Below are 11,219 nucleotides of genomic sequence, written 5' to 3'. Positions count from 1 at the left end.
GCGACAACTGGAGGGTTCACCGTGGCCGGCTGCTGGACGAGTGGGAGAAGCTCTCACCAAGATCTTCATCGACCTTCTAGCGGCCCCCGCCCCACCGACCCCGGCAAAAACGTCACCGCGACCGGCGGAGACCCCTGCCGCGGCGGGCCTCCGCGCGGCTCGGCCGGCCGGCGCGGGTGAGGCGGGAATCCACCCCGCGCACCGCCGTGACGTCCGGCCCCCTCCCCTGCCCACCACGACCCTGGCGCGCCCGGCCCCTGGGCAGCGCGGGAACCCACCTGCCGCGCCAGCGCCCGCACACCCACACGGAACACCCCACGCGAGATCACCGCGACCGGCGGAACCCCCTGCCGCGCCGGGCCTCCGCGAGGCTCGGATGCGGGCGTGGGTGGGGCGCGGCATCGTCCTGTGCGGCGCCGGGTCGTCCCGTCGGGCGGGGGCCGGGACCGGGGCGGCCCGTGCGCGGCGGGTTCGCGCCGTTCCCCGCGGCCCCGACGGGACACCGGGCCTCGCGCGCCCGAATTATCGCGCGGCTGCCCCAACACGCCCTCGACTCCGCCTGAAAACGCCCCTTTCTGATCAACAATCAGTCACTCTGCGGCACCTGAACTGGCTCAAATCGGTAAGAGAAGCGACGCAATCGACGATTTGAGCAACTCGGTGTAGCAGTGCCTGCACGAAGCGTTATTCTCCTCAGACGCAAACCGGTACCCCTCCGTCGCCACGACGGGTGAACGGTTCCGCACTGCACGTGATGAAAGCTCTGCCTCTGGGAGTCCCGTGTACCCACACGTCGGGGTTGACGCCTCGGGCCTGGCTACGCTGCGCGCAACAGTCGCGACGGTCAAAGAGACGCTGCGCGGCCTCGTCCCCACCGCGTACGCCGTCCCCGCCTTCGCCTCCACCGCCCCCGTGGGCCCGTGCTACGCACTGGCCGACGGCGGCGCCGCGGTCGGCAGACGCGGCCGTTCGACCGGCACCGCCACCCCCGCCCGCCGTCCGGCCGCGGACAGCGACAGCGCCCGGATGATGGACCTCGTGGAGCGCGCCCAGGCCGGCGAGTCCGACGCCTTCGGCCGCCTCTACGACCAGTACAGCGACACCGTCTACCGCTACATCTACTACCGCGTGGGTGGCAAGGCGACCGCCGAGGACCTCACCAGCGAGACGTTCCTGCGCGCGCTCAGGCGGATCGGCACCTTCACCTGGCAGGGCCGCGACTTCGGCGCCTGGCTGGTCACCATCGCCCGCAACCTGGTCGCCGACCACTTCAAGTCGAGCCGCTTCCGCCTGGAGGTCACCACCGGCGAGATGCTCGACGCCAACGAGGTCGAGCGCTCCCCGGAGGACTCCGTCCTGGAGTCCCTCTCCAACGCCGCACTGCTCGACGCCGTACGACGCCTCAACCCCCAGCAGCAGGAGTGCGTGACGCTCCGCTTCCTCCAGGGCCTCTCGGTGGCCGAGACCGCCCGGGTGATGGGCAAGAACGAGGGCGCCATCAAGACCCTCCAGTACCGCGCCGTGCGCACCCTCGCCCGGCTCCTCCCGGAGGACGCGCGCTGAGGCGGCCACCCTCGGCGACGGTCAACTCACGTTCCGTCAAAGCCTGTTGCCTTTCTCAGCCGATCTCCGCTCGTCCGTAACCCAAGTGCCGAGCCGCTCGTTGTGCGGGATACAGGCTCCCTGTGGTCACGTCCAGCAAGTCCCTGATCACACGATCGTGTGGTCCGGTCGAGGGCGTGCAACCCTCAGGACCCCCTGGGGAGTCGACCGTCATGACGAGAGGAGGTGCCGCCAGTGATCGCGAACGTATCGGCACACCGGCGGGCGAACGCCTTCGCCCAGGCCCTGGAGGAGCAGCCCGACCGGGACCCGGCGGCCGAGCGGTCCGAGGGACCGGTGGGCGACGCACCGGCCACACCGGACCGGGCTGAACCGACCGAGCAGGGCGAACTGCTGGCCCTGGCGACGGGGCTCGCCGCACTGCCCAAACCGGAGCTCGACCCTGAGGTCAAGGTCGTGCAGCGGGCCCGGCTGGTGGCCGCGATGGAGGCCATGCTGGCGGAGGGCACCCTGGGTGGGGCGGCGGACTCGGCGGTGCCCGGACAGCGCTCCGGCAGTTCGAAGGGCGCGCATCGGGCCAGTCCGCTGGGCAGGTTGCGACCGCGTTCCCGGCTGACCAAGGGGCTCGCCGCGGGCGGCCTGAGCGTCGGCGTGGCCGCCGGAGCCTTCGGCGGGGTGGCCGCGGCCAGTTCCGACGCCCTGCCCGGCGACTCGCTGTACGGCCTAAAACGCGGCATCGAGGACTTCAAGCTCAACTACCTGTCCGACGGTGACGACCAGCGCGGTCAGACCTACCTCGACCAGGCCTCGACCCGGCTGATGGAGGCCCGCCGGCTGATGGAGCGGGACCGCGGCGGCCATCTCGACCACGAGTCGATCGGCGAGATCCGGCGCACGCTGTCCGGCATGCAGCACGACGTCACCGAGGGCCACCGCCTGCTCCACGAGGCCTACGAACGCGACCCGGACTCGCTGGGCCCCATCCAGGCCCTGTCCGCCTTCGCCCAGTCCCACCGCCAGGCCTGGGGCGCCCTGCGCGAGCGGCTCCCGGTCCAGCTCGGCGACGTCAGCCAGCAGGTGACGTCGGTCTTCGCCGCCATAGACGAAGAGGTCGCCCCGCTGCAGTCGCTGCTCCCGCAGCCGCCGCAGCACACCGGAGGCGGCACCAGCGGCCAGGGCTCGGGCACGACGTCCACCGGCTCCCCCGGCCGCCACCGGTCGACGGCCCCGTCGTCCTCCGGCAGCTCGTCCACGGGCCACGAGTCCAGCACCGGCACCCCCAGCGGCTCGGCCTCCGGCAGCAGCGGCGACGACGGGCTGATCGGTGGTGCCACGGGCGGCCTCCTGGACCCCCCGAAGACGGGCCCGAGCACCCCGTCCCCGTCGAAGTCCTCGTCCAGCGCCCCGGACGTCACCCTGCCCCCGCTCCTCCCCGGCCTGCTACCGGGCCTCGGCATCGACAGCGAGAACACCGGCAACTGAGAAACGCGCAACCGAGAAACGCAAAGCCCCGCGCCCCCCGTTCGGAGGCGCGGGGCTTTGTCGCAACGCCTCAGAAGAAGACCGACCTCCGCTGCACGAGCAACTTGTACAGCGTGTGCTGAATCTGCTCGCGCACCTGATCCGTCAGGTTGAACATCAGCATCGGATCGTCCGCCGCCTCCGGCGGATACCCGTCGGTCCGAATCGGCTCCCCGAACTGGATCGTCCACTTCGTCGGCAGCGGCACCGCCCCCGCCGGCCCCAGCCAGGGAAACGTCGGCGTCAGCGGGAAGTACGGGATCCCCAGCACCCGAGCCAGCGTCTTCGCGTTGCCGATCATCGGGTAGATCTCCTCCGCCCCCACGATCGAGCAGGGAATGATCGGCACCCCCTGCCGCAACGCGGTCGACACGAACCCGCCCCGCCCGAACCGCTGGAGCTTGTACCGCTCGCTGAACGGCTTCCCGATGCCCTTGAACCCCTCCGGCATCACCCCGACCAGCTCCCCCTGCCCCAGCAGCCGCCCGGCGTCCTCCGCGCACGCGAGCGTGTGCCCGAGCTTGCGCGCCAGCTCGTTCACCACCGGCAGCACGAACACCAGATCCGCCGCGAGCAGCCTGAGGTGACGATTCGCCGGATGGTGATCGTGCACGGCCACCTGCATCATCAGGCCGTCCAACGGCAGCGTCCCCGAGTGGTTGGCGACGATCAGCGCACCGCCCTCGGCCGGGATGTTCTCCATGCCCTTCACGTCGACGCGGAAGTACTTCTCGTACACCGGCCGCAGCAGGGACATCAGGACCTGGTCGGTCAGCTCCTCGTCGTAGCCGAAGTCGTCGACCTCGTAGTCCCCGGTCAGCCGCCGCCGCAGGAACGCCAGCCCGCGCGCGACACGCCGCTCCAGGCCGGCCTCGTCGTGCGGCGGCTGCTCCGCACCCGCCTCAGGGTTCTCCCGGGTCACCTGCACATCCTCCTGCGCGGGGATCCGCCCCGCGAGGGGCTGGACCTCACGGACCGCCCCCGGCTCGCGTCCCGCCTCGGACTCACGCGCCCCCGCCTGCTCACCGCCGACCTTGCGCCGGCCGCCCACACCCCGGCGCCGGGCCGGCCGCTGGGCGGCAGCCCCGCGGGACCGGTCGTCGTCGAACGGAATGACCTTGGCGTCCGCCATCGTTGTTGCGCTCCTCAGTTGGCGCTCTGGGTCGGGGTCTTCGTCGAGGACCCCGCCGGAGTCCTCGTCACCGTGTTCCCGCCGTGCAGCGCGGCGATCCGGTCGACGGCCGCGGCCACGGCCCCGGGCGGCAGCAGCCCCGGGTCCTGGGCGCGCACGAAGTCCGCGAACGCCTGCGCCGTCGTGTACCTCGGCCGGAACCCCAGCGTCTCGCGCATCTGGACGGTGTCCACCACCCGGCCGTGCGTCAGCAGCCGGATCTGCTCGGGCGAGAAGTCGCTCATGCCGAGGGTCCGCACCAGCGAGCCGGCCCAGGTGACCGCGGGCAGCAGCAGCGGCACGGTGGGCCGCCCCAGCCGCCTCGAGCACTGCGAGAGCAGCAGCACACCGTCACCGGCGATGTTGAACGTGCCGCTGTTGAGCGTCCCGCGCGCGGGCTCGCGCGAGGCGATCCGCAGCACCTCGATGACGTCGTCCTCATGCACGAACTGGAGCCGCGGGTCGTAGCCGAAGACGGTGGGCAGCACGGGCAGCGAGAAGTAGGACGCGAGCGGGGTGTCCGCCGTCGGACCGAGGATGTTGGCGAACCGCAGCACGCACACCGCCACGTCGGGCCGCCTCCTGGCGAACCCGCGCACGTATCCCTCCACCTCCACGGTGTCCTTCGCGAACCCGCCGCTGGGCAGCGATTTCGGCGGGGTCGTCTCCGTGAAGACGGCCGGGTCCTTGGGCGCGGAGCCGTACACGTTCGTACTGGACTTGATCACCAGCCGCTTCACGTTCGGCGACTTCTGACAGGCGCCGAGCAGCTGCATCGTCCCGATGACGTTGGTCTCTTTGACGCTGGTCCGGCTGCCGCTGCCGAGCGGCGTCCCCGTCACGTCCATGTGGACGACGGTGTCGGCACCGCTCTCGGCCAGCACCCGGGCGATGGAGGGCTGCCGGATGTCCGTCTGGATGAAGTCCGCCCCGCCCAGGTGGTGCTCCGGCGGCACCGCGTCCACGGCGACGACCCGCTCCACTTCGGGGTCACGCTGAACGCGCCGTACGAACCGGCCCCCGAGCTGACGGGCCACTCCGGTCACGAGCACGACCTTTCCCAAGATCAGCGCCTTTCTTCCGTGTTCCCGTATGCGGGCCAACTTAGCGGGTCGATGGTGCTGCGGCATGACCCCCGACAGGCAACGACGAGCCGCGACGGCCGGAAAATGCGTGTGACCCCCCACCGTACGGGTGGGGGGTCACACACAAGCTCTCGCGGCTCGGCGCCGTAATTACTTCTTGTTACGACGCTGAACGCGCGTGCGCTTGAGCAGCTTGCGGTGCTTCTTCTTGGCCATCCGCTTGCGCCGCTTCTTGATAACAGAGCCCACGACTACCCTCGCTCACTTCTCATCACTCGGTGCTGGGCGCCATGGGCCCATACGACCTACGAGGGGCTAGCCTACCCGCCCGAGCGCTGAGGTCGTAATCGAGGTGTTCCGGGGAGGTCCCGGAACCGTCGTCAGGCGGTCTCGACCCCCACATAGCTCTCGCGAAGGTACTCGTGTACCGCTTGCTCGGGGACGCGGAAGGACCGCCCCACCCGGATCGCGGGCAGATGACCGCTGTGCACCAGCCGGTACACGGTCATCTTCGACACTCGCATCACCGCGGCGACCTCCGCCACGGTAAGGAACACGACCTCGTTCAGAGGCCTCTGGTCTGCAGCCATGTCACACACCCGAACCTTCCGCACTCGACGGGCCACCGGCTTCCCCTTCCGGTGACTCTTCGTCGTTGCGTGCTCACTCCCCAATGTAGGGGCGGGTGATGCGAGTGGGGAAGAGGTGCACCCATCGGCGGCCTACTGTGACAGACACGCTCGATTGAGTACGTAGCGGGTGAGAGGCATGTAGTAGTCGGACCGCACTCCGTCATCAACCGGAACGGCCACCGACACCACCCCCTCGGCCTCGCCCACGAAGACCGCGGGATCGTCGACATCCGCCAGACCAATGGCCTCGAACCCGAGCTGACCTGCACCGCAGACCCAGCCGTGGTCCCCTACCACGAGCTCGGGCAGCGGCCCGCCATCCGTCGCGGCGGCCTCCAGCGCCAGCCGAACCGGCAGCGGCGAGTGCGTGTGCGTCCCCGGCGCACAACCGGGGCGTTCACCTCCCGATTCCCGCACCAACCCGACACCTTGTACGTAATCGAGGGAGCACGTACGTAGACCGAACCGGGTCGTTATGTCGACACAGCGACCCTGCGCAGGGGTGAGGACCTCACATCCCGCCGCCGACAGCGCGTCCGCCAGAGCGGCGTAGAAACCGATCAGCCGGTGCGGGTGCCCGGTCCCGAACAGCACGGGCACGCGCCGCCGGGCGGCATCCCGCACCCGCTCGGCGAACGCGTCCAGAGCAGCCACCGTACGTTCCGGGTCGATCACATCATGCCCTGAAACGAACCCGGGATCGTCCGAAACCCCGCACTTCCCCGCCATCAGCCGAACCAACTCACGCTCGGTCCAGACTCCTTGCGGATCGATCCCGATCAACACCCGGGGGTCCCGAGCCGCGAACAACCGATACCGGTGCAGACTCCGCTCCCGGGAGGTGGCCACCGCCCCGGCAAGCCCGACAGCCACCAGATACGCACGAAGCTCACCGACGTCCGACACGGCTGAGATGGTGACGCACCCGGTCCCGGAAGAACCCGGAAACAGAAGAACACCCCACGCTTGGCCCAACGCCCGACGTCCGACGCCCGACGTCCGACGTCCGACGCCCGACGTCCAACGCCGAGCGCCCCATGCCCAGCGCACACCGCCCAGCGCACACCGCCGAGCGCCCCACGCCCAGCGCACACCGCCTAGCGCCCCACGCCGAGCACCCAACCGCACACCGCCCAGCGCCCAGCACGACGGCTGGACACCGCTACGTCAGCAGCCCCCGCAGCGGGAACGCGGCGCGGCGCGTGGCCAGCACCGCCTGGTCCAGCCGGTCCGCGGGGTCGTACCCGGCGTCCCACGACGCCCACCCCACCGGCCACCGCCCGTCCGTCATCCGGCCCGGCCCCAACTGCCGGGTCCGGGCGAACACCTCCTGCCGCCACTCCTCCGGCACCAGCGTCTCCGGCTCGATCTCCCGCCCCGCCGCGATCGCCACCAGATGCGTCCAGGACCGCGGCACGACGTCCACCACCTCGTACCCCCCGCCCCCCAGCGCGACCCACTTCCCGCCGGCGTACTCGTGCGCCAGCTCATGGCAGGCCACCTGCACGGCCCGCTGCGCGTCCAGCGAGACGGCCAGGTGGGCCAGCGGATCCTCGAAGTGCGTGTCCGCGCCGTGCTGCGTCACCAGCACCTGCGGCCGGAAGTCGGCGAGCAGTTCCGGCACCACGGCGTGGAACGCCCGCACCCACCCGGCGTCCCCGGTCCCCGCCGGCAACGCCACGTTCACCGCGGACCCCTCCCCCGCCCCGGCGCCCACCTCGTCGGGCCACCCGGTCTGGGGGAACAACGTCCGGGGGTGCTCGTGCAGCGAGATCGTCAGGACCCGCGGATCCTCCCAGAACGCCGCCTGCACCCCGTCCCCGTGGTGCACGTCGACATCCACATAGGCGATCCGCTCGGCACCGAGCTCCAGCAGCCGCGCGATCGCCAGCGCGGGGTCGTTGTAGACGCAGAACCCGGACGCGGCCCCCGGCATCGCGTGGTGCAGCCCGCCCGCGAAGTTCACGGCGTGCTCGGCGTCCCCGCGCCACACCGCCTCCGCGGCCGCCACCGACTGCCCCGCGATCAGCGCGGACACCTCGTGCATCCCCGCGAAGGCGGGATCGTCCACCGTCCCGAGACCGTACGACTGGTCGGCCCCCGCGGGATCCGCCGAAGCCGCCTTCACGGCCTCGACGTAGTCCTCCCGGTGCACCAGCCGCAGCGTCGACTCCCCGGCCGGCTTCGCCGCGACGACCTCCACCGCCCGGTCGAGCCCGAAGGCGCCGACCAGACTCCGGGTCAACGCCAGCCGGACCGGATCCATCGGATGGCCCGGACCGAAGTCATAGCCCGTTACTGCCTCGTCCCACATCAGCTGTGCGCGGCCGCTCATGACCGCCACCGTATCGGTCCGACCTGGTCGCGAACGAACGGGCGTACACCAACGTCACCAGCACCAACACCATCGGCACCAGCATCGCCCCGCGATAACTCCACGCGTCGCCCAGCGCACCCACCAACGGCGAACCGATCAGGAAGCCGACGTAGTTGAAGACGTTCAAGCGGGCGATGGCCGCGTCCGAAGCCCCCGGGAACAACCTCCCCGCCGCCGCGAAGGTCTGCGGCACCAGCACGCACAAGCCCAGCCCCAGCAGAGTGAACCCGGCCATCCCGACCCACGCCCCGGGCGCGACCGCCACCACCGCGAACCCGGCGGCCGCCACCAGCGCACCCAGCCGCACGACGGTCACGGCCCCGAACCGCCGCACCCCGAAGTCCCCGATGGCCCGCCCGACCAGCGTGGTCACCATGTACACGTTGTACGGCACGGTCGCCAGCTGCTCGCTGCTCCCCAGCACGTCCTTCAGGTACTTCGCACTCCAGTTGGAGACCGTCGAGTCCCCGATATAGGCGAACGTCATCACCAGGCACAGCGGCAGCAGCACCTTGAAGACGACACCGCCACCGGCGCCCCCGGCCGCCCCGTCCGCCACCGGCGCGGGATCGCCGTCCACGTACCACCGGCTCCCCACCAGCGCCGCCGGCAACAGCACCGCCACGACCGGCAGGTACGACACCCACAGCGCCAGATGCCAGTGCGCCCCCACCCACGCCAGCGAGGCCCCCAGGATCCCGCCGAGGCTGTACGCGGCGTGGAAGCTGAGCATGATGCTCCGCCCGTACGTCCGCTGAAGGCTCACCCCGAGCATGTTCATGGACGCGTCCAGCGCGCCCACGGCGAGCCCGAACACGCCCAGCGCCACCGCCAGCTCGGCCATGTGCCCGCCCGACCCGACACCGAGCAGCGCCAGCATCACCACGGGCTGGGACCAGCGCAGCAGCCGGCTGGGGCGGATGCGCTTCACCAGCTGCTCGGTGGTGACACTGCCGACCCCGGCCAGGATCGGCACGGCGGCGAGGAAGACCGGCAGCAGCGCGTCGGAGACGCCGTACCGGTCCTGGATGGCGGGGATGCGCGTCACCAGCAGCGCGAAGGTGGCGCCCTGGGTGAAGAAGCTGAACGCCAACGAGGCCCTACCGCGCCGCAGCACATCTGTCATGGCGGCGAGCGTAGGGCCCCGGCGTACTCGTGGGTAGATCCAGCCAAAGATGAATTTCCTTCAGCTTCAACCGCAGCCTCCCGGGCGGCCGCGGGCAGCCCCTGAGCGGCTGCCCGGCGTCTCCTGGCCGGCTGCCGCTCAGGCGGCGACCGCGAGCTCCCGCTCCTGCGCGGCCTCCTGGCGCTTCACCTCGTCGGTGATCAGGCGGGCCATCGGCTCGGCGGCCGCGCCACCGCAGACCACCATCCCGAGGGTGATGGCGACGACCAGGAAGACCGAGCCCAGCCAGACCATGGTGGCCACGGGGATCGTGTAGGCGCCGACGACCCGGGCGACGCACTCCGCGACCAGGATCACGCCCCAGATGACGGAGAAGACCCGCTCCTTGCGCAGGAACTCCGCCGACCCGGTCGCGGTGCCGGCCGCCAGCCGCTCCCAGGCCGCCTCCCGGGCCGGGTCCCCCTTCAGCAGGAAGGGCCTGAGCCCCGCCGTCATCATCGGCTTCCCCAGGGCCACCGACACCAGGATCCCGATGCCGACCGTGCTGCTCACCGCGCCGTCCTTGGCGAGCATCAGCCGCGGATCCCCGGAGACGAAACTGAGCGCCAGCCCGACCACGTTCACGACCAGGATCAGCGCCGCCAGCCCGTTGGCCCTGCGCTCCCTGACCACCCCCCACACCGTCCGTACGGCCGGCACCACGCTGCTCCAGGCGAGCGCCGCGAAGGTGCTCATCCCGAAGGCCCCCTTGAAGAAGTAGTACGACCCGAGGGGTACCGCCACGTCCACGAGCAGCGGCCGGAGGTTCTCCAGCACGCCCTGCTGCCGCTTGTTCAGGGACCCGGTGTTCGTCGTCTTCGTCATGCCCTCAGCTTCGCGTCCGGACGGGGTCCCGCAGTAGGAACGAACGTCCGGAGGTCGGCATGACAATTGTCAGCGCCGAGGCGCTGCCGTCGGTCATTCCAGCAGGTCGGCCAAGTGCCCCAGGTCGGAGAAGAGTTGGCTCGCGCCCCGCAGCCGGTCGGCCGGTGTCATGGCGGTGAACCCGTACACGTCCATCCCGGCCGCGACCGCCGCCCGCACCCCCAGCGGGCTGTCCTCCACGACGGCGCAGCGCCCCGGCGCGACCCCCATCCGCTCGGCCGCGTACAGGAAGAGGTCCGGCGCCGGCTTCCCCCGGCCCACGTCCTGCGAACTGAAGACCCGTGACGCGTCGAACCACCGGTCCAGCCCGGTCGTCCGGTGCCCCACCCGGATCCGCTCATGACTCCCGGACGACGCCACGCAGTACGGCACCCCGTCCGCCGCCAGTCGCTCCAGCAGTTCCGCCGCCCCGGCGACGGGCTTCAACTCCCGCTCGAAGGCGGCGAACACCCGAGCATGGAAGACGTCGTCGAAGTCGTCCGGCAGACGCCGTCCGGTGCGCTCCTCGACGAGCTCGTGGACCCGGTGCATCGCGGACCCCATGTAGTCCCGTATGGAGTCCTCGTAGGAGGTGGGGTGGCCCAGTTCGGTCAGATATCCGGCGAGCAGCCGATTGGAGATGGGCTCGCTGTCCACGAGGACGCCGTCGTTGTCGAAGATGACCAGGTCATAGCGCATACGGTCGAGCATAAACGCGAAAAGGCCCACGCCATATGGCGTGGGCCTTTCCCAATATTTGTTCGGCGGCGTCCTACTCTCCCACAGGGTCCCCCCTGCAGTACCATCGGCGCTGTGAGGCTTAGCTTCCGGGTTCGGAATG

General features: G+C 70.8%; 11 protein-coding genes and 1 rRNA gene. 2 read left to right on the top strand and 10 right to left on the bottom strand.

Translation table 11 applies throughout. The features are described from left to right. Nucleotides 1–780 precede the first annotated feature (780 nt). Together AB0958_RS42630 and AB0958_RS42625 are read left to right on the top strand one after the other, a co-directional pair. Nucleotides 781–1,563 (top strand): ECF subfamily RNA polymerase sigma factor, BldN family, encoded by a 783-nt coding sequence (locus AB0958_RS42630; RefSeq protein ID WP_366895878.1) that lies wholly within the window; start codon nucleotides 781–783, stop codon nucleotides 1,561–1,563. A gap of 234 nt (nucleotides 1,564–1,797) precedes the next feature. Beyond that, on the top strand, nucleotides 1,798–3,045 hold the full coding sequence (locus AB0958_RS42625; RefSeq protein WP_366895877.1) for a DUF5667 domain-containing protein: 1,248 nt from the start codon (nucleotides 1,798–1,800) through the stop codon (nucleotides 3,043–3,045). A 70-nt stretch (nucleotides 3,046–3,115) separates the two neighbouring features. Here the strand turns inward: AB0958_RS42625 and AB0958_RS42620 are convergent, their stop codons facing one another. From AB0958_RS42620 to rrf, 10 genes are all read right to left on the bottom strand, one after another. Beyond that, nucleotides 3,116–4,216 (bottom strand): lysophospholipid acyltransferase family protein, encoded by a 1,101-nt coding sequence (locus tag AB0958_RS42620; protein WP_366895876.1) that lies wholly within the window; start codon nucleotides 4,214–4,216, stop codon nucleotides 3,116–3,118. Between the two features lie 14 nt (nucleotides 4,217–4,230). Further along, complete coding sequence (locus tag AB0958_RS42615) at nucleotides 4,231–5,319, bottom strand: NAD-dependent epimerase/dehydratase family protein (RefSeq protein WP_366895875.1); 1,089 nt, start codon at nucleotides 5,317–5,319, stop codon at nucleotides 4,231–4,233. 171 nt (nucleotides 5,320–5,490) lie between these two features. Continuing rightward, nucleotides 5,491–5,589, bottom strand: coding sequence for an AURKAIP1/COX24 domain-containing protein (locus AB0958_RS42610; RefSeq protein WP_003948845.1), 99 nt, complete (start codon nucleotides 5,587–5,589; stop codon nucleotides 5,491–5,493). A 131-nt stretch (nucleotides 5,590–5,720) separates the two neighbouring features. Next, a complete protein-coding gene (locus tag AB0958_RS42605; RefSeq protein WP_123975194.1) occupies nucleotides 5,721–5,930 on the bottom strand; it encodes a helix-turn-helix domain-containing protein in 210 nt (69 codons plus the stop codon). A 132-nt stretch (nucleotides 5,931–6,062) separates the two neighbouring features. Further along, nucleotides 6,063–6,878 (bottom strand): phosphatase, encoded by an 816-nt coding sequence (locus AB0958_RS42600; RefSeq protein ID WP_366895874.1) that lies wholly within the window; start codon nucleotides 6,876–6,878, stop codon nucleotides 6,063–6,065. 256 nt (nucleotides 6,879–7,134) lie between these two features. Beyond that, nucleotides 7,135–8,307 (bottom strand): acetoin utilization protein AcuC, encoded by a 1,173-nt coding sequence (locus AB0958_RS42595; protein WP_366895873.1) that lies wholly within the window; start codon nucleotides 8,305–8,307, stop codon nucleotides 7,135–7,137. After that, nucleotides 8,258–9,475, bottom strand: a complete 1,218-nt coding sequence (locus tag AB0958_RS42590; RefSeq protein WP_366895872.1) for an MFS transporter — start codon at nucleotides 9,473–9,475, stop codon at nucleotides 8,258–8,260. The genes AB0958_RS42595 and AB0958_RS42590 overlap by 50 nt, the downstream gene beginning before the upstream one ends. Before the next feature lie 138 nt (nucleotides 9,476–9,613). Continuing rightward, nucleotides 9,614–10,339 (bottom strand): VC0807 family protein, encoded by a 726-nt coding sequence (locus tag AB0958_RS42585; RefSeq protein ID WP_366895871.1) that lies wholly within the window; start codon nucleotides 10,337–10,339, stop codon nucleotides 9,614–9,616. Nucleotides 10,340–10,432: 93 nt separating this feature from the next. After that, complete coding sequence (locus AB0958_RS42580; protein ID WP_358986325.1) at nucleotides 10,433–11,077, bottom strand: HAD family hydrolase; 645 nt, start codon at nucleotides 11,075–11,077, stop codon at nucleotides 10,433–10,435. A gap of 60 nt (nucleotides 11,078–11,137) precedes the next feature. Continuing rightward, nucleotides 11,138–11,219, bottom strand: a 5S ribosomal RNA gene (gene rrf, locus AB0958_RS42575); the annotation flags it as partial.

Origin of the sequence: Streptomyces sp. NPDC006655 (assembly GCF_040703965.1) — a bacterium.
Lineage (GTDB): Bacteria > Actinomycetota > Actinomycetes > Streptomycetales > Streptomycetaceae > Streptomyces.
The sequence above is the reverse complement of the archived record's forward strand: the minus strand, read 5'-3'. Positions and strand labels throughout refer to the sequence as shown.